Source organism: Streptomyces ureilyticus, assembly GCF_011045025.1.
Taxonomy (GTDB): domain Bacteria; phylum Actinomycetota; class Actinomycetes; order Streptomycetales; family Streptomycetaceae; genus Streptomyces; species Streptomyces ureilyticus.
In genome coordinates this window covers 68,288-93,689 of sequence record NZ_JAAKZX010000009.1, presented here as the reverse complement: position 1 = coordinate 93,689, position 25,402 = coordinate 68,288, and the positions used below count along the sequence as shown (strand labels likewise).

Sequence of the window (25,402 nt, the reverse complement as noted above, 5' to 3'; positions counted from 1 at the left end):
TTACTGGTTTTTGGGGCTCCCCTGTTCGGGGAGGGTGCAGGTGAGCGGTATACGTCCGGTTTTGTCTGATGAGTTACGTACGGATTGATCTCTTTGCGTACGTACGGATCAAGGTGCCGGGGTCTCGGGTGTGAGGGCCTCGGGCGCGAGGGTCTCCGCGATCACGTGCAGCATGTCTTCCTCGCGCGGCAGCGTCAGCCGGTCCTCGGCCAGGTCGGCGGCGATGTGTACGGCGCCGGCGAGCGGATCGCCCGCGGCCGCAACCTGGCGCGCGTACGGCAGCCGTTCCGTCAGCGCGGCACGCAGGGGTACGAGCAGGGGGTCGCCCATCTTGAACAGTCCACCCGTAAGGGCGACTTGGACCTCCCCGGTGACCTCGCCACTGGTGGGGCAGACCGCGTGGGCCGCGTCGGCGATGTGCCGGGCGGCCTCGGCCAGGATGTCCGTGGCCACCGGGTCGCCGTCCGCGCAGGCGGCCACCTCGGGTGCGAAGGACGCGAGCAGGGCGGGGCGGTCGGTGCGCGGGTAGAGCTGCCCGGGCCAGGTGTCGGCAGGGCCGAATATCTCCTCGCCGCGCGCCAGGAGCCGGGCCGAGCCCCCGGACCGTCCGTCGTGCGCGCGCAGGGCCGCGTCGAGTCCGGCCCGCCCGATCCACGCGCCGCCGCCGTTGTCGCCCAGCAGATGGCCCCAGCCGTCCGCTCTGCGCCAGCTCGTCAGCTCCGTGCCGATCGCGATCAGACCGGTGCCGGCCGCGACCACCGCACCCGGCCGCTGCCTCAGCGCGCCCACGTACGCGGTGACCCCGTCGGCGGCCAGCGCGAGCCTGCGCACGCCGAGTTCGCGGGCCAGCGCGGACGGCAGGTCGGCGCGCAAGGAGTCACCCAGCGAGGTGTAACCCGCGGCCCCCACGGTGACGGCGGCGAGCGTGGTGATCCCCGCGTCCGCCATCAACTGCCGGGCCATCGGCACCAGTTGCTCCACAAGGTGCCCGGCGTCGATGCCGCGCGGCCCCGTGCGCACCGGCTCTCTGGACTCGAGCGGAGCCGTACTCCGGCCGTCCTGGCCACCCTTGACCACCAGTACGGCCCGCAGGCCCGAACCTCCGGAGTCCACACCCAGTACGCCCGACGTCTCGCCGGGACCGGTCACGGCAGCCGCCAGTCCACGGGTGCGCCGCCCTGACGGACCAGCAGGTCGTTGGCGCGGCTGAACGGGCGCGAACCGAAGAAGCCGCGGTCCGCCGACATCGGCGAGGGATGCGCCGACTCCACCGACGGCAGGTCACCGAGCAGCGGACGGAGGTTACGGGCGTCGCGCCCCCACAGGATGGACACCAGCGGCCGCCCACGCCCGGCCAGCGCCCGTATCGCCTGTTCCGTGACCTCTTCCCAGCCCTTGCCCCGGTGCGCGGCGGGACGGCGCGGGGCTGTGGTGAGCGCCCTGTTGAGCAGCAGCACACCCTGCTCGGACCAGGGCGTGAGGTCGCCGTTGGACGGCTGCGGCAGCCCCAAGTCACTGCTCAGCTCGCGGTAGATGTTGATGAGGCTGCCGGGCAGCGGACGCACCTCGGGTGCGACCGAGAACGACAGCCCCACCGCATGTCCCGGTGTCGGATAAGGGTCCTGGCCGACGATGAGGACCCGGACGTCGTCGAAGGGCTGCTGGAAGGCGCGGAGCACATTCGGCCCGGCCGGGAGATAGGTGCGTCCCGCGGCGATCTCCGCGCGCAGGAAGTCACCCATCTCGGCGATCCGTCCGGCCACGGGGTCCAGGGCCTTGGCCCAGCCCGGTTCGACGATTTCATGCAACGGTCGTGGAGCCACGACGTCACCCTACTGGCGCCCGGACGGGCTCCATCAACCGGTGGCCGCGGAACGGCCAAGCGTGATAGGTCCGTTGACGGCCAGGGGTGGCCAGGGCTCAACAGATGACCGCGGAGGCTCAATCGATCACCGCCGCCCGTACGCACAGCACATCCGGCAGATGCGACGCCAACTGCCGCCAGCTGTCACCGTCGTCGGCCGATGCGAACACTTCTCCGTTGCGGTTGCCGAAGTACACGCCCGCCGGGTCCGCGCCGTCCGTGCACATCGCGTCGCGCAGCACCGTGCCGTAATGGTCCTCCTGCGGCAGTCCCGCCGAGAGCGCCTCCCACGTCTTGCCCGCGTCCGCCGTGCGGAAGACCCGGCATCGGCGCTCGGCCGGGACCCGGTCCGCGTCGGCGGTGATCGGGAACAGGTATGCCGTGTCCCCGCGGTGCGGGTGGGCGGCCGCGGCGAAGCCGAACGTGGACGGCAGACCCTCGCCGATGTCCGTCCAGTGCGCGCCCGCGTCGTCGCTTCTGTAGACACCCCAGTGGTTCTGCAGATACAGCCGGTCCGGCGTCGCCGCGTCCTGTGCGATCTTGTGCACGCACTGGCCGAACTCCGGGTTCGGATCGGGCAGGAACACCGCGGACACACCAGAGTTGGAGGGCGCCCAGCTCTCACCGCCGTCCTGCGTACGGAAGACTCCGGCCGTGGAGACGGCGACCGTCACCGCGCGCGGATCGCGCTGGTCCGTGATGACCGTGTGCAGGCCCTCTCCGCCGCCGCCGGGCACCCACTGCGAGCGCGTCGGGTGCTCCCACAGCGGGCGGACGAGTTCGAAGGTCTCGCCGCGGTCCTCGGAGCGGTACAACGCGGCCGGTTCCGTGCCCGCGTACACCACGTCCGGCTCGGCCGCCGCCGGATGCAGCTGCCACACCCGCTCCAGCGAAGCCCCCGTGTCCTGGGGGAACTTGACCGCGGGCTTGGCCGGTTCGGTCCAGGTGCGGCCCAGGTTGTCGGAGTGGAACACGGACGGGCCCCAGTGCGCGCTGTCCCCGCCGACGAGGAGCCGCGGCACGTCACCGCGGGTGTCGATGGCGACCGAGTACACGGCCTGCGCGTTGAAGTACGGACTGTCGTCGAACTCCCAGGCGCCGCCGCGCCGTCGCCCGATGAACAGGCCTTTCCGTGTGCCTACGGTGAGCAGTACGTCGGCCATGCCGACCACCTCCGGACGTCGTTGTCAGCAGACACGGGTCAGTCTGCACCCAGGCACTGACAATCACCTCTGGACGCACCATCCGGGCAGGTCAGACGGCATTCCGGCGACCAACGGCTATGTGGGAAACGTCTCTCCGTGAGCACCGGGGCGGTCGCTCGCGTATGGGAGGGAGGGGGACTGGTGCGTCGGTGAGGAGATTGGGGCGTTCGATGGCGGCATTCCGTGGTCCGAAGGTGTGGCTGTGGCGATGGCGGCGCAACCCGCTGCGGCGCCGCAGCGACGAACTGGAGTCCTGGCTCCTGCTCGCCACCTGGGCCCTGATGCTGGTCACCGGTCTGCTCGCCGGACTGGCGACGGCACACGCGGTCGAGAGCACCCTGGCCCAGCAGCGCGCCGAGTGGCATCCCGTCCTCGCCCTGACCACTGAGAAGACCCCGGTCGCGAGCACATCCGCCGCCAGCCACGAACGGATCTGGGCCGAGGTGCGCTGGACTGCCGAGGACGGTTCGCCGCACACCGGCCAGGCGCGTGTCGAGCCCGGCAGCACGGCCGGCACCCCCGTCGTCGTGTGGACGGACCGTGATGGCCGCCTCGTCACCAAGCCCGCCAGCGCGCACCAGGCCGGACTGCGGGCCGGGATGTCCGGGGTGCTGGTGGGTGCGTGCGCCGCCGCCGTGCCCCTCGGCGGCGGGCGGCTGTTGCGCAAGCGCCTGGACCAGCGGCGCATGGAGCAGTGGGACGCGGAGTGGGAGAAGTTCGGCCCGCAGTGGGGCTGGAAGACGGGCTGAGGGGCCGCGTGGTCAGACGGACCGGTGGTACTGGTCCGGTACGTGCGCCTCGCTCCCGAGTTCGCGCGCCGCGTACCGGGCCCATGAGGGGTTGCGCAGCAGCTCCCGGCCCAGCAGCACCGCGTCCGCCTCACCATTGGCGAGGATCTTCTCGGCCTGCTCCACATCGGTGATGAGGCCGACGGCGGCGACCGGCATGGACGTCTCGTTCTTCACGCGGGCCGCGAAGGGAACCTGGTAGCCCGGGCCGACGGGGATGCGGACTCCGGAGGCGTTGCCGCCGCTGGAGACGTCGAGCAGATCGACGCCATGGGCGGTCAGTTCGTCGGCGAAGCGGACCGTGTCGTCGGCCGTCCAGCCGTTCTCCTCCAGCCAGTCGGTGGCCGAGATACGGAAGAACAAGGGCTTGTCGTCCGGCCATACGGCCCGTACGGCGTCGACGACTTCGAGGGCGAGGCGCGTGCGGTTCTCGTGCGAGCCGCCGTACGCGTCCGTGCGCCGGTTGGAGTGCGGGGAGAGGAACTCACCGATCAAGTAGCCGTGCGCGCCGTGGACTTCGACGATCTCGAAGCCGGCGTCGAGAGCGCGACGCGCGGCGTCGGCGAACTGGCCGACGATCTCCCGGATCCCCTCGACCGTGAGCTCGGTCGGCACCGGGTGGTTCGCGTCGAAGGCGAGCGGGCTGGGCCCGAGCGGCTGCCAGCCGTGGGCCTCGTGACCGACCGGAGCACCGCCCGTCCAGGGGCGGTCGGTCGAGGCCTTGCGTCCGGCGTGCGCGAGCTGCACGGCCGGAACGGTGCCCTGCCCCTTGAGGAAGCCGGTGATCCGCCGGAAGGCCTCGGTCTGCGTGTCGTTCCAGATGCCGAGGTCGTACGGCGAGATCCGGCCCTCGGCGCTGACGGCCGTGGCCTCGACGACGATCAGACCCGTACCGCCGGTGGCGCGCGCCGCGTAGTGCGCGAAGTGCCAGTCGTTCGGGGCGCCCATGTCCGGGCCCTCGGGCGCCGCCGAGTACTGGCACATCGGGGGCATCCAGACGCGGTTCGGGATGGTCACATCGCGCAGGGTGTAGGGCTCGAAGAGCGCGCTCACGGCGGGACTCCAATCGTCACGGGGCCGGGTTACGACTCGTACGATAGGCATCGTAGTACGGGAGATGTCAAACTACGATAGTTCTCGTACAATGGAATCCTCCGGAGCGATGGAGCCCTCGGAGACCTGGGCGCCCGCCGGAACCAGAGGACCACAAGGCCCGAGCACAAGGACTGGAGCCGCCGTGACGACCGCAGCCCCGACCAGCAGCAGCCGTGAACTCCCGCACCCCACGCGCGAGGAGATCCGGCTGGAATCCGTGCTGCACGCGCTCTCCGACCCGATGCGGCTCCAGGTCGTACGAGAGCTCGCCGCCGACGGCGACGAGCTCTCCTGTTCGCACTTCGACCTGCCCGTCACCAAGTCCACGACCACGCACCACTTCCGGGTGCTGCGCGAGAGCGGAGTGATCCGGCAGGTCTACCGGGGCACCGCCAAGATGAACGGCCTGCGCCGGGACGATCTAGACGATCTCTTTCCGGGACTTCTCGACAGCGTCCTCGCCGCCGCCACTCGCCAGGCCGTCCGCCTCGGGGGCAGCTGAACCGCCCTTCGAGGGAAGGTGGTTGAAGAGCAGGTTCAGCACGATCGCCGTCAGGCAGCCCGCGCTGATCCCGCTGTTCATCACCGTCTGGAACCAGTCCGGGAACTTCTCGTAGACCGTCGGCACCCCGACCGGCAGCATTCCCACAGCGACCGAGACGGCCACGACCGTCAGGTTGTCGTTGCCCTTGAAGTCCACCTGCGCCAGCGTCCGCAGCCCGCTCGCGGCGACCGTCCCGAACATCACCAGGCCCGCGCCGCCGAGCACCGGTGCCGGGATCGCCGCGACCACCGCACCCAGCTTGGGAAGCAGGCCGAGCAGAACGAGCATGCCGCCGGCCGCCGCCACGACCCAGCGGCTACGGATCCGCGTCATGCCGACGAGGCCGACGTTCTGCGCGTACGCCGTGTACGGGAAGGTGTTGAACACACCGCCGAGCACGGTGGACAGGCCGTCGGCGCGCAGGCCGTCGGCAAGCGGGCGTGGCTCGACCTCGCGCCCGGTCATCTCGCCGACCGCGATGAAGTCACCCGTGGTCTCGGTCATGGTTACCAGAGCTACTACCAGCATCGACGCGATCGCCGACGCCTCGAAGGTGGGGGCGCCGAAGTGGAACGGCGTGCTGATTCCCAGCCAGTCCGCGTCCCCGACCCCGCCGAAGTCCGTGAAACCGAAAGGCACCGCGACGGCGAGGCCCACGGCGATGCCGATCAGTACCGCGATCCGGCGCAGGAACACCGGGGCGTACCGCTGCACGCCGAGCACCACCGCGAGCACGAAGGCGGCCAGCGCCACGTTCTTCGGCTCGCCGAAGTCCTCCGCGCCTACACCACCGGCCGCCCAGTTGCCCGCCACCGGCAGCAGCGAGAGCCCGATGATCAGGATCACCGTACCGGTGACCAGCGGCGGGAAGAACCGCAGCAGTTTTCCGAAGACCGGTGCCAGCAGAATGATCGCGAGTCCGGCGACGATCACCGACCCGTAGATCGCGGGCAGTCCGCCGCCGCCCGTACCGATCAGCACCATCGGCGACACGGCCGCGAAGGTGCAGCCCTGCATGATCGGCAGCCGCACCCCGAAGCGCCAGAAGCCGACGCACTGGATGAGCGTCGCGATACCGCACAGCAGCAGATCGGCCGTGATCAGATACGCCATGTCCGCGGGCGGCAGCTTCATCGCACTGCCCACGATCAGCGGGACCGCCACAGCGCCCGCGTACATCGCGAGCACGTGTTGCAGCCCGAAGGCGGCGAGTTGGCGGACGGGTGGGACCTCGTCCACGGGGTGCACGGGACGTGCGGGTGTCGTGGTTGCCATGGGCACTCCAGGAGCGGCGGGGGAGCGGAGCGGGGACTGCACGTGACCGTAAGGGGCTTGAACAGTTTGTTGATTTCCACGCCGTTGCCGTCAGATGTCATGCCTTCCGAGGCCCGCTCGACCCTGCTACGTCCCCGCCGTCCGCGCCGCTTCCATCAGTGACGACCAGTCGGGCAGCTTGACCACGCTCCGCCCGAGTGAGGCCCCGAGCTCCGCCTCCGCCCGCTCGATCGCCAGCCAGCCCGACCACTCGACCGGCCGCAGGCCTTCCGCGCGCAGCACCGCGAGGGGATCGTCCGGCACCTCACGGCGTACGAGAACGGGGGCGTCCTCCAGCAGCGAGGTCACCGTCTCCTTCGAGCAGGGCCGGTTGGTGCCGATGACGCCCGTCGGGCCCCGCTTGATCCACCCCGCCACGTACTCGCCCGGCGCCACCGAGCCCTCGCGCAGGACCCGTCCCGCGAGATGCGGCACCGTGCCGCGTTCGGCGTCGAAGGGCAGGCCCTCCAGCGGCACCCCGCGATAGCCGACCGAGCGCAGCACCAGCTGCGCCTCGATGTCCTCGTACTGCCCCGTGCCCGTCACGCCCCCGGTTCCGTCGGGCGCCGTCCGCTCGAAGCGCACCGCGCCCACGCGGCCCCCGGCGGGCAGCAGCTCGACCGGACGCAGGAAGAAGCGCAGCCGGATCCGCCGGGAACCGCCGCCCGGTGGCTGGGTGGCCCAGCCGCGCAGCACCTCTACGTTGCGGCGCTGGGCGGCGGGGAGCGCCGAGGGGTCCGCGTACGCCGGATCGAGCGCCAACTCCTCGGGGTCCACGAGCACTTCGGTGTCGGGCAGTGTGCCCAGCTCCCGTAGCTCCTTCGTGGTGAAGCGGGCCTGGGACGGGCCGCGCCGCCCCACCATCTGGATGTCCCGCACCTGGCTGTGGGCCAGCGCGGCGAGGGCTCCCTGCGGCATGTCGGTGGGGCTCAGCTCCGCGGCGCCGCGGGCCAGCATCCGGGTCACGTCCACCGCCACGTTGCCCACGCCGATGACGACGGCCGCCCGCGCGCCGAGCACGAAGCCGTCGGCGGTGGCGTCCGGATGCGCGCTGTACCAGGACACGAACTCGGTCGCCGACCAGCTACCGGGCAGCTCCTCGCCCGGCACTCCGAGATGCCGGTCGGTGGCGGCTCCCACGCAGTACACGACCGCGTGGTACAGCTCCCGCAGCCGGGCGGCCGGCAGCCCGCCCGGGCCGACCTCGACGCCGCCCAGGAACCGCACCCGCTCGTTCTCCAGGACCGTACGCAGGTTGTTCTGCAGCGACTTGATCTTCTCGTGGTCGGGCGCCACGCCGTACCGCACCAGTCCGTACGGGCAGGGCAGCCGGTCCAGGACGTCCACGCGGACCCCGGGCACCTGGCTCTGCTGAACGAGACTCTGCGCGGCGTAGACCCCACTCGGCCCCGAACCGACCACGGCGACGTGCAGCACGGCGGAACTCCTTCCCGTAGGAGAACGAGGAGATCGCTGCTACCTCCAGAATCGCACCGAGCCGCCGTCCACGGGAGGGTCACGAACGCGTCGCTACGCCACCGGAGTGCACCACCGCGACGCAGTGCGTGCGTGCCCTCGTCAGGGCATGTCCCTCATCTTGTTGATCTCCGTCGTCTGCTGGGCGATCACGTCGTCGGCCATTTCGCCGATCTGGACGTTGTTGCCCTGCGCGAGTACATCCGTGGCCATGGTGATGGCGCCGTCGTGATGGGTGATCATGAGCTTGATGAACAGTTCGTCGAAGGCTTTCCCCTTCGCGGAGCGCAACTTCTTCAGCTGGGCCTCGGTCGCCATACCGGGCATCGCCTCATGGTCGTGCGCCTGGCCCTTCTTCGCGCCGCCGTGCGCGTGCTGCCAGGCCTTCATCGCGTCGATTTCCGGCCCTTGCGCGGCGGCGATCCGCTCGGCGAGGCGCTTGACCTGGGTCGACTCGGCACGTTTCGGGGCGAGTTCGGTCATGTCCAGGGCCTGGGTGTGATGCTCGATCATCATCCGCGCGTAGTCGTGGTCCGCCGAGTTGGGGGAGTCGTCGGGCCGCCGCTTCTCGGCCTCCGCGGCGGAGAGTGTCTCGGCCGCCTCGCCCGGTTTCCCCGGAGCGATCACCGAAGGGCCCTTGTCCGACGCGGACTTGGGGTCGTCGTCCGAACCGGTGCAGCCGGCGAGCGTGAGCACGGCGACCGTCACGGAGGCGGTGACCACGTGACGGTACGTACGACGGATGAGCACAGCGGCCTCCTGTGGCACATGAAAGGGCGTACACCTTGTGGGTGTTGAGAACCGTCCTACCCCGTTACCGATCGCCGATGACATGTTGCCGTTCGTGAATGATTAGAAGGGTTCGTTACGACTGCATTGCGCCCTGTTGTTCTGAGCATGATGAAGACGATACTGCGGTGGTGCCTTAACCGTTCAACTGCGAACGGCTACAAGGGAGGACGCAGTGACCCTGTTGAACAACCACCGAACACGGCGCAGACGACTGGGAGTTGTCGCCACCGCGGCCGGACTCCTGGCCGCGCTGCTCACGGCCGGTCCGGCGGTCGCCACCCCGGACCCGGGGGACACGCCGGCCACCCCGGACAAGGTCTCCAAGAGCAAGGCGGCCGAGGTCAGGGAAGCGATCGAGAGCGGCGACATACCCGGCAAGGACGAGATCGTCCACTCGGACAACATCACCCACGTCGGCAACACCCCCAAGGACGCCCTGCCCGGCACCAACTCCGACCTGGCCTTTCAGGGGAAGTACGCGTACGCCGGCAACTACGACGGCTTCCGCGTCTTCGACATCAGCAATCCCAAGGCCCCGAAGACGGTCTCCCAGGTCCTCTGCCCCGGCTCGCAGAATGACATCTCCGTCTCCGGAAACCTGCTCTTCCTCTCCACGGACTCCTCGCGCAGTGACAACTCCTGCAGCAGCACCACGCAGCCCGCGACCGAGAAGTCCTCGTGGGAGGGCATGAAGATCTTCGACATCAGCGACAAGCGGAACCCCCGCTACGTCGCCGCCGTCGAGACCGCCTGCGGTTCGCACACGCACACGCTGGTGCCCGAGCGCCGGAACGTCTACGTGTACGTCTCCTCGTACTCGCCCAGCGCCACCTTCCCGGACTGCAAGCCGCCGCACGACGGCATCTCGGTCATCAAGGTGCCCCGCAAGGCGCCCCAGAAGGCGGCGGTCGTCGGCTTCCCGGTGATCTTCCCCGGTGAGGGCCCCGACGGCGGCGGCAACCCCGGCGCACCCACCAACCCGGGTGTCTCCAAGACCACCGGCTGCCACGACATCACCGTGCTGCCCTCCAAGGACCTCGCGGCGGGCGCCTGCATGGGCGACGGCATCCTGTTCTCCATCAAGGACCCGGAGAACCCGAAGGTCATCGACCAGGTCCAGGACAACGTGAACTTCGCGTTCTGGCACTCGGCGACCTTCAACCAGAAGGCGAACAAGGTCGTCTTCACCGACGAGCTGGGCGGCGGCAGCGCGGCCACCTGCAACGCGGCCATCGGCCCCAACCGCGGCGCCGACGGCATCTACGACCTCGTCGGCAAGGGCGACAAGCGCAAGCTCGTCTTCAAGAGCTATTTCAAGATCCCGCGCCACCAGGCGGACACCGAGAACTGCGTGGCCCACAACGCCTCGCTGATCCCGGTCAAGGGCAGGGACATCATGGTCCAGGCCTGGTACCAGGGCGGCCTCTCCGTCTGGGACTTCACCAACTCGGCGAAGCCCAAGGAGATCGCCTACTTCGAGCGGGGCCCGGTCAGCGTCGACGAGCTGTCGTTCGGCGGCTCATGGTCGGCGTACTATTACAACGGCTACATCTACTCGAACGACATCACCAACGGCTTCGACGTTCTGAAGATCAGCGACCGGCGTACGGACCCGGCGAGGTGGATCCGTATGTCCGAACTGAACGTGCAGACGCAGCCGGACTACTTCGGCTGGCGAGGCTGACCGACGCGACCGGCCCGGCCTGCCGCGTCGGCTTCGCGGTCCTCGGGCGAGAAGAACCGTGACAGGTCTGCGCCATACGTCCCGCCGGGCGCTTCGGCGTCCGGCGGGACACCCAGCTTCCAGTCGAGCCGGTAACGCTTGAACAGCTCGGCCCGCAGGGTCGCCAGCGGCATCGGAACGCCCGGCACCAGGGCCGCGTACACCGAGCCCATCAGCAGTGCCCGCAGCATCGGATAGTCGGCGGCGGGATCCGCGGAACCGTACCGGGTGACGGTGTCGCTGAGCAGTTCCGCCAGGCGCTGCTGCTCCGGGCACTGCACGAACCCCTCAGCCTGCAGTATCCCGGCCATGTGCTGGCGCATCAGCACCGGATGGTCCCGGGCCAGGCCCAGGACCGCGTCGATGGCGCGCGCCAAGCGTTCCCGCCCGTCCTCGGTGCGCGGCTCCCGCTCCAGCGCCTCCCGGAGCGTGCAGTGCATCAGCCGGTGGACAGCCGACTGCACGAGCTGCCGCTTGCCCGGGAAGTAGTACGAGACGAGTCCGCGCGCGGAGCCCGCGCGGTCCGCGATGTCGCCAAGTGTTGTCGCCTCGTAACCATGCGCGCTGACCAGCTCAAGTGCGGCCTGCAGCAGCTTTTCCCGGGATCGCCGCCGCAACTCTTCATTGACCGAGCGGCTACGGGGGGACATCCTGTAACTCCTGCGTTGACTGGCTGCCAGCCAACTATACTCGGCGGGTCCATGGCGACCCCTTCTCAGGGGTCCCTTTCGGGCTGCCGTCCGCCTGGGCGACGCGGGGGATCGTCCAGGCGGACGGGACATTCAGAGCCCTGAGCCGACCAGGCCCAATACCGGCCGGAGCCCGTCCGGGCGCTCGGTCACCGGCAGATGGTCGACGAAGTGCACCGCGCAGCCCAGAGCCGCCGCCCCGCCGTCCGCATGGCGGCTGTCGCCCACCATCAGCGTGTCCCGCGGATCGACGCCGAGTGCGGCGCAGGCGGTCGCGAACAGGCGTGGGTCCGGCTTCTGGATGCCGTGTTCGTACGACAGGACGTAGGCGTCGACGTACGGGTCGATGCCGTGGTCACGGAAGACGGGCCGCAGGTCCCAGCCGATGTTGCTGACCACACCGACCGCCACACCGCGCTCACGCAGCGCGCCCAGCACCTCGGCCGTATCGGGGTACGGGCGCCACGCGGCCGGTGCCATATGGCGGGCGTACAGCGCGTCGTGCAGGGCGGGATCGGGCAGCGGCACCTGACGGGAGAGACCGGTGTACGCGGCGCGGTGCAGCTCGGCGCTCTTGTCGCGGATCTCCCACACGTGGGCGAGCTCCTCGGGGATCCGCCCCGAGGGGAAGGACCCGCCCGGCAGCGCGCCCGCCTTTTCCAGTTCCCGGGCCACCCGGATCAACTCCGGCTCGGGAAGGGAGACTTCCGACTCGGCCAGCACTGCCCGCAGCCAGGACTCGGTGGATTCGATACGGAAGAGCGTTCCGGAGAAGTCGAATAAGACAGCAGTCACGCGCAGGACCTTACCGGTGTTCTTGTGCTTCCTGTTCGGCGAGTGGCCGCTGTGGCACCTCGGTTGCAGGCGTCCGCCACCGCTCGTACGACACCACCGTCAGCGCGACGGTCAGTGCGCCGAGTAGCCAGCCGCCGAGTACGTCCGTCGGCCAGTGCACGCCGTTCCAGACGCGGGTGAGGCCCACGCCGATGACGGAGACCGCCGCGAGGGTCAGGGCGATGCGCCACAGGACGCGCCCGGCGCCGTACAGGTGCAGGAGCCAGAGCAGCAGGCCGCAGACCACCGCCGCCGTCATGGCGTGGCCGGACGGGAAGGCGGCGTAGTGGGCGGAGTCCACGGGGTCGCGCCACACGGGGCGCTCCCGTCCGACCGCGGCCTTCATGCCCTGCTGAAGCAGGGTTCCGAGGAGGGTGGCGGCCCCCAGCCACAGGGCGGGCCGCCAGGCCGAGCGCCGGATGATCAGCCAGAGCACGGTCGCTGTGGCCAGGGCGCGCATGGTCCAGGGGTCCCAGACCCAGTCCGTCAGGATGCGGGACGTGTGCGTGACGTCGGGCTCGTCGACCGCCCACCCGTGCGTCGTACGCGCGATATCGCCGTCCAGGTCCATCAGCGGGTCCCAGGACAGGGCGACCAGCGCGATCAGCAGCACGGAGGGGACAGCGAGGGCCACCGCGGCGCGGACGGCGGCTGTGGGGGCCGCGGTGCGGGGTGGCGAGTCAACGGTGGGGGAGCGCATGGAACGATCCTCGCCGACCGGTGGGGCGGAAGGCCAACTCCGGTGTGTAGGTCTTCTTGTGCGTTTGGTTACCCGAGCGCCCGCAGCCCTGGCACGAACGTCACCAGTAGCGGAATCACCGGCACCAGCGCCGCAGCTGCCGTCAGTCGCAGCCGATGGGCGGGCGGAAGGCGGTCCGGGGGAGTGAGCAGGCGGTTGACGCGCTGCGGGACATGGGCGTGCGGGGTGGGGCAGGGGCCGAACACGCCCCTGTCCTCGTTCAGTTCCACCAGTGCGAGGGCGGTCGTCAGGCGGCCGAAGCGGCGGGACGCCATGTCGTCGGCGGCGAGTTCGACCAGGCGGTGCATCTCGTCGCGGAACGCGGCGAACACGGGTACCTGCGGAAAGCCGTTGGCCAGCGCTGCCGAGGAGTGCAGCAGCCAGTCGTGCCGGGCCCGCGCGTGCCCCTGCTCATGCGCGAGCACGGCGTCCAGCTGGCTCCCCTTGAGGCGGCGCAACGCGGCGGTGGTGATGACGAGTTGGGGTGCCGCCCCGGGGAGCCACCAGGCATCCGGACGCTCGCCCTCGAGTACGACGAGCCGGTCGCTGCCGGGCTCCTCGCCCGGCATCAGCGGGGCGCGTACCTGGAGTTCGGTCCGCTCGCGGCGGCGGCGCGCACGGGCCCGGACGATCTCGCGGACCAGCATCGCCGCGCTCCACAGGCCGCCGCAGGCGAGCGCCACGGCGGTCGCCGCGGCCCAGGGGCCTGCTTCGGCGAGTGCGTAGGCGTCCACCACGTGGTTCGGGGCGGGGGCGAACACATGGCCGCGCACCGCCTGCCAGGCGGCAGCCGCGCTGAGTGTCATCGACAGCACGCAGCACAGCAGGACCGCCACCACCACGCACTGCCACACCCAGAGGGCGACCACCGGTTCGCGGTCCGCCCAGTCGGCTCGGGCGAGCAGCCGCGGAGCCAGGACGGCGGCCAGGGCGCCGAGCAGCAGCAGTGCCGCGGGGACCATCATGGGGTCAGCCTATTTGGGCGGCGCGGCAAGGGGATACGGGCTGCCGGGGCAAAGTGACACAGACCACGATCTCGTACAGGCCCGGCGGCCCCTCACACGGTGAGCAGCATGGCGAGCATCCCGATCCCCATCGAAAGCCGGCAGGTCAGCGCCAGCTCCGGACGGTCTCCCCAGCCGACCGTGCGGGTGCCCCCTTCGGGTGTGTCGACGACGGCCGGCACCAGGCGCGTCCCGGTCCACAGCACGTATCCGGTGAAGTACGCGAAAAGTGCCCCGGTGAGCGCGGGGAGCCCTGAGTGTGTCCCGCCTGCCATCACCACCGCCATGTAGAACATCGCGGCCGCGCCCACCAGATGGTGCAGATGATGGTGGCAGGTCCGAGCCGCCCACAGGGCGCGCAGCGCGGCCGCGCCGAACACTGCCGCGCAGACGAGCCAGGCCCATCTCGGCGGCGTCAGCGCCGCGGCGGGTACGGCCATCGCGGCCATACCGAATCCCATGAGCGCCTCATCGCCCGCCGTGCGGCGCTGTTCCTCGACGGAACTGCGCATGCGCACGACGCAGTAGGCCCCGGTCGTCGCGCACAGCGCGACGAGCAGCCAGTCCGACGGCACCGGTCCGTGCACCGCGCACCTCCCCGATCGACGGTGTTCGCACAGTCCGGTCGAAGAGATGCCCAGGCCGGATCGCGTGCACGCGAGCGCAAGGGTGTACGCGGGGAGCGCCCGGGGTGTACTTCCCTCCGGAACGGGTGCCGCGCGCCGGGCAGACCGGACACCGTACGCTCGCAGCATTGGTACGACGGCAGGACTGCACGCACTCGGGGGCGCACAGGCATGACGACAGCGAATGGGCGGGCGACAGCGGGGGACACCGTCGCGGAGGTGGTGCGGCAGTGGCGGACGGTGCGCCCCGACTTCGACACCGGACCCATAGAGATCATCGGCCGCATCAACCGTTGTGCCGCCCTGCTCCGGGAGGCAGAGGACGCTCCGTTGCGCCATGCCGGGCTCACCCGTCCCGAGTTCGAGCTGCTGGCCGCGCTGCGCCGCACCGGCCGGGAGCTGACCCCCGGCGAGCTGGCCCGGGAGACCTTCTCCTCCGGCGCCGCCGTCGCCAAGCGGCTCAAGCAGCTGACCGAGCGCGATCTCGTCGAGCGCCGCGGTGACAGCCGTGACCGGCGCGTCGCCCATCTGCGTCTCACCGACGCCGGACGCGAGCTCGTCGATGAAATCGTCCCGGAACAACTCGCGTACGAGACGGCCGTCCTGTCCGGCCTCGACACCTCGACGCAGGGCGAACTCGGCGCGCTTCTGGGGGAGTTGCTGGGCCGACTGGAAGAACGCCTGGGCGCTCCGCGGGTCTGAGTGCTTGCGTCGCGTCAGAAACTTCTTGGTTACTGCCCGTTGACATGAGACCTGTGTCACTCCTACGTTCGGCACGCCGGTTCGGTGAACCGGCTGACGTGCGAAATGTCGAACGACTCTGGGTGTGGGGGAGGTGTGTCCGTGGTGTCGAACCGGTTCGACGAGGTGGCCGAAAGCAGCCGCACTCCCGTGCGCGACGGCGGCCACCCTCCCGTGGCCAGCGGCGACACCCCTGCGACCAGCGGCCCCAACTCTGCGACCAAAGGCAGTCGCATACCCGTGAACAGCGGCAGCCCCACCCCCGTCAACATCGGCGAGATCGCCCGCCTCGCCGGTGTCTCGCGCAGCACGGTCTCGTACGCCCTGAGCGGCAAGCGGCCGATCTCGGAACGGACCCGGCTGCGCATCCAGAAGGTCATCGACGAGCACGGCTTCCAGCCCAACGCAAGCGCCCGCGCCCTGGCCCACGGCCGGACCCAGTCCATCGGTGTGGTGTTCCCGCCGGCCGGACGGCGCTACACCGACATGCAGCTCGACTTCCTCAGCGCGGTGATCGACGCCGCCGCCGTTCACGACCACGACGTACTGCTGTCCCGCAGCGGTGAGGGCTGGGACGAGGCCTTCGACCGGCTGGTGGGCCAACGCCGCGTGGACGGCGCGATCCTGATGGAGATACGTGTCCAGGACTCGCGGGTGGACCGGCTCCTCGGCACGGGGTTCCCCTTCGTCACCATGGGGCGGACCGCGGACCCCGATGCCCTGTCCTGGGTCGACATGGACTGGACGGAGCTCACCGCCCGCTGCGTACGGCATCTCGCCGAGCTCGGTCACCGGCGGCTCGCCCTGGTGAACCGGCCGCGGGAGCTGTTCGCCGTGGGCTATGAGGCGGCGCACCGAGCCGTCGACGGCTTCCGGGTGGCCGTCGACGAGCTGGGGCTGACCGGCGAGATCCACCACTGCGGGGACGACGCGGCCTCCGGCGAGGCGGTCGTCCAGGAACTCCTCGATCACGACCCGCTGACGACCGGGCTCGTGGTGCTCAACGAGGCCGCGCTCGTGGGCCTGTACCGCGGGCTCGACCGGGCCGGACTGTCCGTGCCCGGCGATGTCTCGGTGACCGGCGTCGTCGGCGCCCGCTGGGCCGAGACGGTCACCCCGATGATGACCGGCTTCGACAACTCGTCGGACGTCATGGGCCGGCTCGCCGTGGACCTGCTGCTGGAACGGCTGGCGGGCTCCTCGACTGCAAGGCCCCGGCAGCACCTGCTCACCCCCGAACTCACGGTCCGCGCGAGCACCGGCCCCGCGCAGACGCGCAGTTGATCCACGCACCCTCTGGGAGAAGCACATGTCGAACCGGTTCGACCGCCGCTCGTTCATGCGGATATCGGGCTCTGGAGTTCTCGCCGCGGGCCTGGCCGGCCCGCTCACCGCCTGCGGCGGCTCGGAGAGCGGCTCGTCCGGCTCCAACGAGCTCGTCTGGTGGGACTACCTCGTCGAGGAGGCCCGTCAGCCCGGGATGAAGGCCCTCATCGCCGACATCGAGAAGCAGGTCGGCGTGAAGATCACCCGGCGGACCTTCCCCTTCGCCGAGCTGGAGCCCGCGATCATCAAGGGCGCCGCCTCCGGGGACCTGCCGGACATCGCGATCGTCGACAACACCTCGATGAACTCCTTCGTCCCGCAGGGACTCCTCACCGACCTCACCGACCGCGTGAAGAAGTGGGGCCAGTCGAAGGCGTACTACGAGGGCCCGTGGAACAGCGGCGTCATCGACGGCAAGACGTACTCCGTGCCGAACAACTCCAACTGCCTCTGCCTGTACTACAACACCGAGATGCTCGAGGCCGCGGGCGTGGAGCCCCCGAAGACCTGGGACGAGCTTGCCGAGGCGGCGAAGAAGCTCACCAAGGGCGACACATTCGGGTTCGCCATGAGTGCGATCAAGACCGAGGAGGGCGTCTTCCAGTTCGAGCCTTTCCTGTGGTCCACCGGAGGCGATCTGGACACCTTCGGCACCGACGGTGCCAAGGCGCTCGGGTTCCTCAAGGAGTTGGTGGACGCCGGCTCGATGTCGAAGCAGAGCGTGGGCTGGACGCAGCAGGACGCCAACACCCAGTTCGTGTCCGGCCGTGCGGCCATGCAGATCAACGGGCCCTGGCAACTGCCCGCCCTGCAGGAGCAGACGAAGGTCAAGTGGGGCGTCGTACCGATTCCCGTCGACAAGGAGCCGGCGAGCTGCCTCGGCGGTGAGAACTGGGTGATCCTCAAGACCAGCGGCAAGGCCGACCAGTGCTGGGAGGCCATCGTGCGCAGCCAGGAGAAGACGGTCCTGGCCAAGTACCTCGACGGGCTCGGCCTGTTGCCCGCCCGCTCCGACATGGCCGACGCGGGCAAGTGGGCCACCGACCCCACCCTGAAGGTCTTCGTGCAGGAGTTCGCCAATGCCCGCCCCCGCTCGTACGGCCCGAACTACCCGCAGATGTCGCAGGCGATGGCCGAGGCCCTCCAGGCGTCCCTCACGGGCAGCTCCAGCCCGCAGGCCGCCGCGCGGAAGGCTGCGTCCGCCATCACGCCCAAGCTGAAGAAGTAAGGCAGGGAATGAGCCTTCAGGTGAAAGCCCGCGAGCCGCTGAAGGCGGTGGAGAAGACCGAGACCGTGCGGCGCGGCCGTTCCCTCGCGGTGCGCCGCACACGGGCCGGGTACGTCATGTCGGCGCCGGCCCTGCTGTTCCTCGGCGCGACCATGCTCTTCCCGCTCGCCTACAACTTCTGGACGTCCGTCCACGACGTCGCCATCGGCGATCTCCTCACCGGAGACTGGCAGTTCAGCGGCGCCGACAACTACGACAGCGTCGCTTCCGAAGGCGCCTTCTGGCACGCGGTGCGCGTCTCGCTGGTGTTCACGGCCGGCTCGCTGTTCTTCCAGTTCACGATCGGTTTCGCGCTCGCCCTGCTGTTCGCGAAGACGTTCCCGCTCGCGGGCCTGTTCCGCTCGCTGATGCTGGTGGCCTGGCTGCTGCCGCCGATCGTCAGCGGCACCCTCTTCCGCTGGATGCTCGACGCCGACGCGGGCGCGTACAACGAACTCCTGCGCTTCGTCGGCCTCGACTCCCTCGCCCACAACTGGCTGACCGACCCCAGCACCGCCCTGCCCGGCGTCATCGCCGCCAACATCTGGGTGGGCGTGCCCTTCAACATGCTGCTGCTCCTGGTCGGCCTGCAGTCCATCGACCCGACGCTCTACGAGGCCGCCGAAATCGACGGCGCCGGACCCTGGCAGCGGCTGCGGCACATCACCGTCCCGCTGATGAAGCCGGTCTCGGCGGCGGTGCTGCTGCTCGGCCTGATCTACACCTTCAAGGTCTTCGACCTGGTCTTCGTCCTCACCGGCGGCGGTCCCGTGGACAGCACGAGAGTCCTGCCGCTGTACGTGTACGAGATCGCCTTCAAACTCTTCCAGCTCGGCCGGGGTGCGGCGGCGGGCGCGCTCCTGCTGGTCATCCCGCTGATCGTCGCCATCGTCTACGTACGGCGCCTGCGCAAGGAAGGAGCCGCCTCATGACCACCACCAAACGGCCCTGGCTGCTCACGCTCGTCGCGGGCGTCATCACGGCCTTCTTCCTGCTGCCGCTGTACTGGATGATCGCCACCTCGCTGAAGAAGCCCGACCAGGTGCTCGTCTCGCCACCGCAGTGGATCCCCTCGCCGTTCACCGGCGACAGCTACTCGCGGGCCCTCGACAAGGAGATGCTCGGCCAGGCGCTGCTCAACAGCGTCGTCATCTCGCTGGGCGTCGTGGCGCTGACGCTGCTGCTCGCGGTGCCCCTGACGTACGCGGTCGCCCGGATCCGGATGCGCGGGGCCGGTGTCATGGTCCTGTCCCTCCTTGTGGCGCAGTTGCTGCCGAGCATCGTGCTGGCCGCGCCGCTGTTCATCGTGCTGCGGCAGGTGGAGCTGACCAACACCCTCATCGGGCTCGTGATCGCCGACACGACGCTGACCTTGCCGTTCGCGGTCATCGTGCTGCGGCCACTGGTGCGCGCCATGCCCGTCGAGGTGGAGGAGGCGGCGCTGGTCGACGGCTGCGGTCTGCCGGGAGTGCTGTGGCGGGTCGTACTACCGGTGATGCGGCCGGGACTGATCGCGATCGGCGGCTTCTCGTTCCTGCTCGGCTGGGGTGAGTTCGTCTTCGGGATCACGCTGAACAGCGATCCGAAGGTGCAGCCGGTGACCGTCCTGCTCAACACCTTCGTCGGCCAGACGGGTACCGACTGGGGGCCCCTCATGGCGGTCGCCACGCTCGTCAGCATCCCCGTGGTATGCGTCTTCGCGATGCTCCAGCGCTACATCGTCGGCGGCCTGACCGCCGGCAGCGTCAAATCCTGAGACCCCTCCCGAGACCCACTACAGCTTCGTAACTCCGCCTGTACGCAAGGAGATCCATGCCCGTCTTCCGTGTGCTCGACGAGGCCCTGGAGGTGCGGCACCGGCACGAGGTGCTGCGTGTCGAGGCCTGGGGCACGGACAGTGCCCGCGTCCGGGTCGCCCAGTACCGCATCCCCACGGACAGCGTCGGCGCCCTCGAGGCGCCCCCGGAGCACACCAGCACAGCGACCGTCGGCGCCGAGAAGACCACCGCTCAGCTGGTCAACGGCGAGCTGACCGTCACGGTGGTCTTCCACGGCAACGCCGCCTACCCCGAGGCACAGCTGACCTTCACGCGCACCAGCACCGGCGAGGAACTGCTCACCGAGCAGCGGGAGCACCCATGGGCCCCGGGCGCCCGGGAGTTCAAGGGCAACCGGTCCGGCGCGTACGAGATCCACCAGAGGTTCGCGGCGTACGAGGGCGAGCGGCTCTACGGTCTCGGCCAGCACACCCACGGCCGCCTCGACCACAAGGGCCTGCGGCTCGACCTCGTCCAGCGCAACGGCGAAGTGTCCATCCCCTTCGTGCTCTCCAGCCGCGGCTACGGCTTCCTGTGGAACCAACCCGCCCTCGGCCGGGTCGAGTTCGCCGAGAACGCCACACGCTGGACCGCCGACCAGGCCCGTGGCATCGACTACTGGATCACGGCCGCACCCACACCGCGCGACATCCTCGCCCGGTACGCAGACGCCACCGGCCACGCACCCGAACTCCCCGACTGGGCCAGCGGTTTCTGGCAGTGCAAGCTCCGCTACCGCACCCAGGACGAACTCCTCGCCGTGGCCCGCGAGCACAAGAGCCGCGGACTGCCCATGTCCGTCATCGTCTCCGACTACTTCCACTGGTCGGCGATGGGCGACTACCGCTTCGACCCCGACGAATGGCCCGACCCGCAGGCCATGGTCGACGAACTCGCCGATCTGGGCATCGAGTTGATGGTCTCCATCTGGCCCACCGTGTCGCCCCTGTCGGAGAACTACGAGGACTTCCGCGACCGCGGCCTGCTCCTCGGCTCCGACCAGGGCGCCGAGGTGCACCACTTGGTCCAGGACAAGGGCATGGCGGCCCGCATGCAGGTGTCCGTCTACGACCCGACCAACCCCGAGACCCGCGACTACGTCTGGGACCTCATCCGGCGCAACTACCTCGACCTGGGCATCCGCGTCTTCTGGCTGGACGCCTGCGAGCCCGAACTCGACCCGGCTCACCACGCCAACACCACGCTCTACGCGGGACCCGGCGCCCAGACCGTCAACGTCTACCCCCGCGACAACGCCCGCCTCTTCGCCGAGGGCATGGCCGCCGCCGGACAGCCCGGCACCGTCCTGCTGTCCCGCTCGGCCTGGGCGGGCTCCCAGAAGTACGGAGCGGCCGTCTGGTCCGGCGACATCCCCGCGACCTGGGACTCGCTGCGCGCACAGGTGCGGGCGGGACTGTCCGTCGCCGTCTCCGGCATCCCCTGGTGGACCACCGACATCGGCGGCTTCCACGGCGGGAACCCGGACGACCCGGCGTACCGCGAACTGATGATCCGCTGGTTCCAGTACGGCGTCTTCTGCCCCCTCTTCCGCCTGCACGGCGACCGCGAACCCCGCATGCCCTGGGGATACGCGCAGACCGGCGGCCCCAACGAGGTCTGGTCGTACGGCGAGGAGGCGTACGGAATCCTCAAGGCGCAGCTCTTCCTGCGCGAGCGACTGCGGCCCTACCTCCACGAGCAGATGCGGACCGCGGCGGCCGACGGAGTGCCGCCCATGCGGCCGCTCTTCGTCGACTTCCCCCAGGACGCGGCGAGTTGGACCGTCGAGGACCAGTTCCTCTTCGGCCCGGACATCCTCGTCGCACCCGTCACCGAACCGGGCGCGCGCAGCCGCGAGGTGTACCTCCCCGCGGGCCGTACCTGGACCGACGCCTGGACGGGCGACTCGTACGAGGGCGGCCGGACCCTCACCGTCGAGGCGCCGATCGAGCGCATCCCGGTCTTCATGACTCAGGGAGCCGAGCTGCCCCTCATAGAAGAGGGTGAGTGATGCGCCGGTAGCGGGCCAGGCCTATTCCTCGCCCGCGGTGTAGAGACCGAACATCGCCCCCTGCGGGTCCCGCGGCACGGCGATGCGCCGGCCGTCCCCGATCGTGGTGGGTTCCATGAGGAGGGTGCCCTCGGCGGCGATGCAGTCCTGCGCGGTCCTGTCGACGTCCTCGACGGCGAAATAGGGCAGCCAGTGGGACGGCACCTCGTGCGGGAACTTGTCGCCCATCTCCACCATGCCGCCGAAGTCGGATCCCTCGATGCCCCATTGCGTGTACGACTCCGAAGCGTGGACCGTCCAGCCGAACACCGTCCTGTAAAAGGCGGTCACCGCCACGGGGTCGCGCGTCATCAACTCGACCCAGCCGAGCGAACCTGGCGCGTTGAACAGCCCCGCACCGGGAAAGGACCGCGCCTGCCACAGCTGAAAGGCCGCACCGCCCGGATCGGTCACCACCGCGAAACGGCCCAGGTCGAACACGTCCATCGGCTCCATGAGGACCGCGCCGCCCGCGGCCCGTACCGCCGCCACGGCCCCGTCCGCGTCGGGCGCCCAGAACGACACGTTCCAGGCGACGGGCTGCGACTCCTGGTACAGCGGGGTCAGCGCCGCGACCGGCGCGTCACCGAGGTGCGCGATGGTGTAGCCGCCCGCCTCCTGACGCGGATCCGTCTCCGGGCGCCAGCCGAAGATGTTGGTGTAGAACCGCTTGGCGGCCTCCAGATCACTGGTGCCCAGCTCGGTCCAGCAGGGGCCGCCGGGAACCGCCTTGTCCAGCTTCATGGTCGTCCCTTCGCCGGAAGCGCTCCTTGCACAGCACGCTAAACCCGGCCTCCGGGTCCCGGCCATCCGACGGAAATCCCATGGCGGGTCCACTCCGGGCGGCGTACCCTCAGCGTCGTACCGCACCTCATGGCGGCCTCCTCACGCTCATCTCCCCGGAGGTCCCCGCATGTCCGCGCTCCAGGTGCGCCCCTTCCACCGCGACGACCGCGATCAACTCACCGAACTCGTCAACGCCCATGTCGCCGCCGTCGTCCCCGGTATCTCCGTCTCCGTGAACACCGTGCTCAGCGAACTCCAGCGACAGCCCGCCGAGTTCATCACCGACCCCTGGGTCGCCGAACGCGTCACCCTCGTCGCCGAGCAGCGCCAGTACGTGGTGGCCGGCGCCCATCTGCTGCGCTACCGCGCCGACACCGAGGTCGGCGAGCACTACCGGGACGCCGGCGAGATCAACTGGTTCGTCTGCCAGCCGACCGCCTCCTTCTGGAAGGACTCCGACGACGCCGCCGAGTTGCTGATGGCCGCCTGCGTCGCCCAGCTCGGCCGCTGGAACGTCCGCGTCCGGTATGCCGACGGCGCCCTGCCCGCCCCCGCCGTGTACGGGCTGCCCCGGCCCTGGCCGCACATCCGGGCCGCGTACGAACGAGCCGGCTTCCGGCACACGGGCGGCACCGAGGTCATCGTGATCGCCGAGGTGGCCGATCTGCCGCCGCTGCCGCTGCCGGGTGTCCACGTCGCCCGCACCCTCGGCGAGTGCGGCACCCGCTTCACGGCACGGACCGACCGGCGCGCCCTCGGCTTCGTCGAGATCGACACCGCCCTGAGCCGCCCCGAACGCCACGCCCGCAGCGGCGGCCTCGCCGACATCGGCAACTTCCACATCGAGCACCCGATGGAGGGCCTGGAGACCTTGCTCCTCGCCCAAGCCGCCCGCTGGCTGCGCCTCTGTGGAGTGGAGCGGCTCCTCGCATACGAGACCGCCGACGACACCGAGGCGATCGGGCGCCTGATCGCTGCCGGCTTCCATGAGCTGACCCGCACGGACCGCGGCTGGGAACACCAGCCCAACTACCGGGCCCGCCTCGGAAGTTGAGCACCCGCTGTCGCGGCTTCGTCCCCGCCGACGGGGTGCAGCACCCGTGGCGGCGCGGCCTCATGTCCGCGAAGGGAGGGTGCCGTACCGTTCCACCAGTCGGCGTTGCCGTCCTCGATACAGCGCAGGAGGACCCCTTCGCGCAGCGCCCAGGGGCAGATGGTCACCTCGTCGATGCCCATCAGTTTCATGGTGGTGTGCGCGACGACCGCCCCGGCGAGGGACTGTTCGGCGCGGGCGGCGGAGATGCCCGGCAGGGCGGCGCGCTCCGCGGCCGGCAGCTCGGCGAGCCGACGTGCGGCCCGGCGGAGGTCGGCGCGGGTCATGCCGCGCGGTGTGAAGGGCCCCGACCGGCCGGGCGGCGCCCCGCACAGCCGGCCGAGCTGCTGGAACGTACGCGAGGTGGCGACGGTCGTACGCGGCGCCTCCCAGCGGATGCGGGCCGTGACATCGCGCAGCTGGTGGCGGACATGGCGGCGCAGCGCCCGCACCCTGCGCTCCGAGGGCGGGTCCTGGCCGCGGAAGTGCTCGCGGGTCAGACGGTTGGCGCCCAGCGGCAGCGAGATCGCGAAGTCGGGCAGCTTGCTGCGGCCGAACGCCACCTCCAGCGAACCGCCCCCGATGTCCAGCATGGCCAGCGGCCCCGCCCGCCAGCCCATCCAGCGCCGCGCGGCCAGGAACGTCAGCTCGGCCTCGACCTCGCCGGGCAGGATGTGCAGCGGCACCCCGGTCTCCGTGGCGACCTGCCGCAGAATCTCCGCACGGTTCGGGGCGTCCCGGACGATCGCCGTGGCGAAGGCGAAGGGAGCCGTCACCCCCCAGCGCAAGGCCTCGTCCCGGGCGGCCGTGACGGCCTCCACAAGCCGGGCCACCTGCTCGTCCGGCAGATGGCCGCCCCGCTCGACGTACGCCGACAGTCTCAGGCGCCGTTTCGCGGTGTGCACGGGCAGTGGAACGGCGCCGTCCGTCTCCGCGATGACCAGCCGTACCGTGTTCGAACCGACATCGAGCACTCCCATACGCATTCCTCCCCAGTACCCGGGCCGGCGTCCGCCATGCGGTGGGCCCGCGCGCGCCCGCGTGCGGGCCCCCAGCTGGGCCCGCGGGATGCGCCAGGCGCGCGGGCACCGTTTCAGCCGGTCCCATGGGGTACCCGAAGGTTATGGACACCTTCGGCAGAGGTTTGGCCATCCCTCACGAGATCGCGGCGGGGGCCATCCCCTTCGCGATCGGGGTGGTGATCGCGTCGATGCTGATCCTTGCGGTGTGGCTGGGTATGCGCGTGCGTTCCCGGGAACCCGGGCCGCCGCGTCCGGAGGACCAGCCCCATCTCCCCGACTCCGGTCCCGTCCACGAGATCCGCGAGATGCGCGAGCCGGACGAGGTGCCGCATGACGGCGGCTTCCTCGCCCCGCACGAACTGCGGGGCTTCGGCAACATCCGCTCGCACACCGCCAAGGACCAGACGCCGCCGCGCTGGAGTCCGAACAGCAGCGGCGGGTTCGGCAGCGGCAGCCCCGGGCACCACTGAGGGTCGCCGGCCGGTCTACGAAGGGGCGGGGCTTGTGACGGAGCCCCGTCCCGTCGAGGGCTGCCCGCGCGACCCGGACCGGGCCGGGCGCCGGGGTGCTGGACGGGGCTTTGAGCCAGGTGCCGGCAGTGAGGAGC

25 protein-coding genes are annotated in these 25,402 nt (G+C 70.3%); 11 read left to right on the top strand and 14 right to left on the bottom strand.

Annotated features, from left to right (window positions below):
- Positions 1 to 108: 108 nt before the first annotated feature.
- The 3 genes from G6048_RS04910 to G6048_RS04900 form a co-directional block, all read right to left on the bottom strand.
- Entirely contained in the window at positions 109 to 1,149 is a 1,041-nt protein-coding gene (locus G6048_RS04910; protein WP_165338186.1) for an N-acetylglucosamine kinase, read from the bottom strand.
- Positions 1,146 to 1,823, bottom strand: a complete 678-nt coding sequence (locus G6048_RS04905; protein ID WP_165338185.1) for a uracil-DNA glycosylase — start codon at positions 1,821 to 1,823, stop codon at positions 1,146 to 1,148. Before G6048_RS04905 ends, G6048_RS04910 begins: the two co-directional genes overlap by 4 nt.
- A gap of 118 nt (positions 1,824 to 1,941) precedes the next feature.
- Complete coding sequence (locus G6048_RS04900) at positions 1,942 to 3,027, bottom strand: WD40/YVTN/BNR-like repeat-containing protein (RefSeq protein WP_165338184.1); 1,086 nt, start codon at positions 3,025 to 3,027, stop codon at positions 1,942 to 1,944.
- Positions 3,028 to 3,239: 212 nt separating this feature from the next.
- On the opposite strand from G6048_RS04900, the gene G6048_RS04895 reads away from it, so the two are divergent.
- Positions 3,240 to 3,818 carry an Rv1733c family protein gene (locus G6048_RS04895; RefSeq protein ID WP_165338183.1) on the top strand — a complete coding sequence of 193 codons (579 nt, stop codon included), beginning with the start codon at positions 3,240 to 3,242 and terminating at the stop codon, positions 3,816 to 3,818.
- Between the two features lie 12 nt (positions 3,819 to 3,830).
- Here the strand turns inward: G6048_RS04895 and G6048_RS04890 are convergent, their stop codons facing one another.
- Positions 3,831 to 4,910 carry an NADH:flavin oxidoreductase/NADH oxidase gene (locus G6048_RS04890; RefSeq protein WP_165338182.1) on the bottom strand — a complete coding sequence of 360 codons (1,080 nt, stop codon included), beginning with the start codon at positions 4,908 to 4,910 and terminating at the stop codon, positions 3,831 to 3,833.
- Positions 4,911 to 5,094: 184 nt separating this feature from the next.
- Here G6048_RS04890 and G6048_RS04885 point away from each other — a divergent pair, with 184 nt between their 5' ends.
- Positions 5,095 to 5,454 carry an ArsR/SmtB family transcription factor gene (locus G6048_RS04885; RefSeq protein WP_328825673.1) on the top strand — a complete coding sequence of 120 codons (360 nt, stop codon included), beginning with the start codon at positions 5,095 to 5,097 and terminating at the stop codon, positions 5,452 to 5,454.
- On the opposite strand, the gene G6048_RS04880 is transcribed toward G6048_RS04885, so the two are convergent.
- The 3 genes from G6048_RS04880 to G6048_RS04870 form a co-directional block, all read right to left on the bottom strand.
- Positions 5,374 to 6,771 (bottom strand): nucleobase:cation symporter-2 family protein, encoded by a 1,398-nt coding sequence (locus G6048_RS04880; RefSeq protein WP_165338181.1) that lies wholly within the window; start codon positions 6,769 to 6,771, stop codon positions 5,374 to 5,376. The genes G6048_RS04885 and G6048_RS04880 overlap by 81 nt on opposite strands.
- Before the next feature lie 126 nt (positions 6,772 to 6,897).
- Positions 6,898 to 8,247: an FAD-dependent oxidoreductase gene (locus tag G6048_RS04875; RefSeq protein WP_165338180.1), complete on the bottom strand. Its 1,350-nt coding sequence runs from the start codon at positions 8,245 to 8,247 to the stop codon at positions 6,898 to 6,900.
- 141 nt (positions 8,248 to 8,388) lie between these two features.
- Positions 8,389 to 9,036: a DUF305 domain-containing protein gene (locus tag G6048_RS04870; RefSeq protein ID WP_328825672.1), complete on the bottom strand. Its 648-nt coding sequence runs from the start codon at positions 9,034 to 9,036 to the stop codon at positions 8,389 to 8,391.
- Positions 9,037 to 9,250: 214 nt separating this feature from the next.
- Here G6048_RS04870 and G6048_RS04865 point away from each other — a divergent pair, with 214 nt between their 5' ends.
- Positions 9,251 to 10,762, top strand: a complete 1,512-nt coding sequence (locus G6048_RS04865; RefSeq protein WP_165338178.1) for an LVIVD repeat-containing protein — start codon at positions 9,251 to 9,253, stop codon at positions 10,760 to 10,762.
- On the opposite strand, the gene G6048_RS04860 is transcribed toward G6048_RS04865, so the two are convergent.
- From G6048_RS04860 to G6048_RS04840, 5 genes are all read right to left on the bottom strand, one after another.
- Complete coding sequence (locus G6048_RS04860) at positions 10,741 to 11,451, bottom strand: TetR/AcrR family transcriptional regulator (protein WP_165338177.1); 711 nt, start codon at positions 11,449 to 11,451, stop codon at positions 10,741 to 10,743. The two genes, G6048_RS04865 and G6048_RS04860, sit on opposite strands and share 22 nt — an antisense overlap.
- A gap of 132 nt (positions 11,452 to 11,583) precedes the next feature.
- Positions 11,584 to 12,285 carry an HAD family hydrolase gene (locus G6048_RS04855; RefSeq protein ID WP_165338176.1) on the bottom strand — a complete coding sequence of 234 codons (702 nt, stop codon included), beginning with the start codon at positions 12,283 to 12,285 and terminating at the stop codon, positions 11,584 to 11,586.
- A gap of 10 nt (positions 12,286 to 12,295) precedes the next feature.
- Positions 12,296 to 13,024: a phosphatase PAP2 family protein gene (locus tag G6048_RS04850; protein WP_165338175.1), complete on the bottom strand. Its 729-nt coding sequence runs from the start codon at positions 13,022 to 13,024 to the stop codon at positions 12,296 to 12,298.
- Between the two features lie 68 nt (positions 13,025 to 13,092).
- On the bottom strand, positions 13,093 to 14,028 hold the full coding sequence (locus G6048_RS04845) for a M56 family metallopeptidase (RefSeq protein WP_165338174.1): 936 nt from the start codon (positions 14,026 to 14,028) through the stop codon (positions 13,093 to 13,095).
- A 92-nt stretch (positions 14,029 to 14,120) separates the two neighbouring features.
- Complete coding sequence (locus G6048_RS04840; RefSeq protein WP_165338173.1) at positions 14,121 to 14,654, bottom strand: DUF5134 domain-containing protein; 534 nt, start codon at positions 14,652 to 14,654, stop codon at positions 14,121 to 14,123.
- A gap of 210 nt (positions 14,655 to 14,864) precedes the next feature.
- Between G6048_RS04840 and G6048_RS04835 the strand changes: the two genes are divergently transcribed.
- From G6048_RS04835 to G6048_RS04810, 6 genes are all read left to right on the top strand, one after another.
- A complete protein-coding gene (locus G6048_RS04835; protein ID WP_165338172.1) occupies positions 14,865 to 15,395 on the top strand; it encodes a MarR family winged helix-turn-helix transcriptional regulator in 531 nt (176 codons plus the stop codon).
- Between the two features lie 279 nt (positions 15,396 to 15,674).
- Entirely contained in the window at positions 15,675 to 16,718 is a 1,044-nt protein-coding gene (locus tag G6048_RS04830; RefSeq protein ID WP_328825674.1) for a LacI family DNA-binding transcriptional regulator, read from the top strand.
- A gap of 25 nt (positions 16,719 to 16,743) precedes the next feature.
- A complete protein-coding gene (locus tag G6048_RS04825) occupies positions 16,744 to 17,988 on the top strand; it encodes a sugar ABC transporter substrate-binding protein (RefSeq protein ID WP_165338170.1) in 1,245 nt (414 codons plus the stop codon).
- Positions 17,989 to 17,996: 8 nt separating this feature from the next.
- A complete protein-coding gene (locus tag G6048_RS04820; protein WP_165338169.1) occupies positions 17,997 to 18,959 on the top strand; it encodes a carbohydrate ABC transporter permease in 963 nt (320 codons plus the stop codon).
- The gene (locus G6048_RS04815; RefSeq protein WP_165338168.1) at positions 18,956 to 19,783 is read left to right on the top strand and encodes a carbohydrate ABC transporter permease; all 828 of its coding nucleotides are present in this window, start codon (positions 18,956 to 18,958) and stop codon (positions 19,781 to 19,783) included. The genes G6048_RS04820 and G6048_RS04815 overlap by 4 nt, the downstream gene beginning before the upstream one ends.
- A gap of 56 nt (positions 19,784 to 19,839) precedes the next feature.
- On the top strand, positions 19,840 to 21,855 hold the full coding sequence (locus G6048_RS04810; RefSeq protein ID WP_165338167.1) for a glycoside hydrolase family 31 protein: 2,016 nt from the start codon (positions 19,840 to 19,842) through the stop codon (positions 21,853 to 21,855).
- Positions 21,856 to 21,876: 21 nt separating this feature from the next.
- Here G6048_RS04810 and G6048_RS04805 read toward each other — a convergent pair whose 3' ends face one another.
- The gene (locus tag G6048_RS04805) at positions 21,877 to 22,638 is read right to left on the bottom strand and encodes a VOC family protein (RefSeq protein WP_165338166.1); all 762 of its coding nucleotides are present in this window, start codon (positions 22,636 to 22,638) and stop codon (positions 21,877 to 21,879) included.
- Positions 22,639 to 22,807: 169 nt separating this feature from the next.
- Between G6048_RS04805 and G6048_RS04800 the strand changes: the two genes are divergently transcribed.
- On the top strand, positions 22,808 to 23,734 hold the full coding sequence (locus G6048_RS04800) for a GNAT family N-acetyltransferase (RefSeq protein ID WP_165338165.1): 927 nt from the start codon (positions 22,808 to 22,810) through the stop codon (positions 23,732 to 23,734).
- Here the strand turns inward: G6048_RS04800 and G6048_RS04795 are convergent.
- The gene (locus G6048_RS04795; RefSeq protein WP_165338164.1) at positions 23,710 to 24,759 is read right to left on the bottom strand and encodes a Ppx/GppA phosphatase family protein; all 1,050 of its coding nucleotides are present in this window, start codon (positions 24,757 to 24,759) and stop codon (positions 23,710 to 23,712) included. The genes G6048_RS04800 and G6048_RS04795 overlap by 25 nt on opposite strands.
- Positions 24,760 to 24,917: 158 nt before the next feature.
- On the opposite strand from G6048_RS04795, the gene G6048_RS04790 reads away from it, so the two are divergent.
- Positions 24,918 to 25,265 (top strand): DUF6479 family protein, encoded by a 348-nt coding sequence (locus G6048_RS04790; RefSeq protein ID WP_235989473.1) that lies wholly within the window; start codon positions 24,918 to 24,920, stop codon positions 25,263 to 25,265.
- Positions 25,266 to 25,402: the final 137 nt, after the last annotated feature.

What these genes read in the sequence shown, in the direction of transcription:
- G6048_RS04900 (WP_165338184.1), bottom strand. Translation starts at nt 3,027, where the DNA reads ATGGCCGACGTACTGCTCACCGTAGGCACACGGAAAGGCCTGTTCATC.
- G6048_RS04895 (WP_165338183.1), top strand. Translation starts at nt 3,240, where the DNA reads ATGGCGGCATTCCGTGGTCCGAAGGTGTGGCTGTGGCGATGGCGGCGC.
- G6048_RS04880 (WP_165338181.1), bottom strand. Translation starts at nt 6,771, where the DNA reads ATGGCAACCACGACACCCGCACGTCCCGTGCACCCCGTGGACGAGGTC.
- G6048_RS04860 (WP_165338177.1), bottom strand. Translation starts at nt 11,451, where the DNA reads ATGTCCCCCCGTAGCCGCTCGGTCAATGAAGAGTTGCGGCGGCGATCC.
- G6048_RS04850 (WP_165338175.1), bottom strand. Translation starts at nt 13,024, where the DNA reads ATGCGCTCCCCCACCGTTGACTCGCCACCCCGCACCGCGGCCCCCACA.
- G6048_RS04845 (WP_165338174.1), bottom strand. Translation starts at nt 14,028, where the DNA reads ATGATGGTCCCCGCGGCACTGCTGCTGCTCGGCGCCCTGGCCGCCGTC.
- G6048_RS04835 (WP_165338172.1), top strand. Translation starts at nt 14,865, where the DNA reads ATGACGACAGCGAATGGGCGGGCGACAGCGGGGGACACCGTCGCGGAG.
- G6048_RS04825 (WP_165338170.1), top strand. Translation starts at nt 16,744, where the DNA reads ATGTCGAACCGGTTCGACCGCCGCTCGTTCATGCGGATATCGGGCTCT.
- G6048_RS04820 (WP_165338169.1), top strand. Translation starts at nt 17,997, where the DNA reads ATGAGCCTTCAGGTGAAAGCCCGCGAGCCGCTGAAGGCGGTGGAGAAG.
- G6048_RS04815 (WP_165338168.1), top strand. Translation starts at nt 18,956, where the DNA reads ATGACCACCACCAAACGGCCCTGGCTGCTCACGCTCGTCGCGGGCGTC.
- G6048_RS04810 (WP_165338167.1), top strand. Translation starts at nt 19,840, where the DNA reads ATGCCCGTCTTCCGTGTGCTCGACGAGGCCCTGGAGGTGCGGCACCGG.
- G6048_RS04805 (WP_165338166.1), bottom strand. Translation starts at nt 22,638, where the DNA reads ATGAAGCTGGACAAGGCGGTTCCCGGCGGCCCCTGCTGGACCGAGCTG.
- G6048_RS04800 (WP_165338165.1), top strand. Translation starts at nt 22,808, where the DNA reads ATGTCCGCGCTCCAGGTGCGCCCCTTCCACCGCGACGACCGCGATCAA.
- G6048_RS04795 (WP_165338164.1), bottom strand. Translation starts at nt 24,759, where the DNA reads ATGCGTATGGGAGTGCTCGATGTCGGTTCGAACACGGTACGGCTGGTC.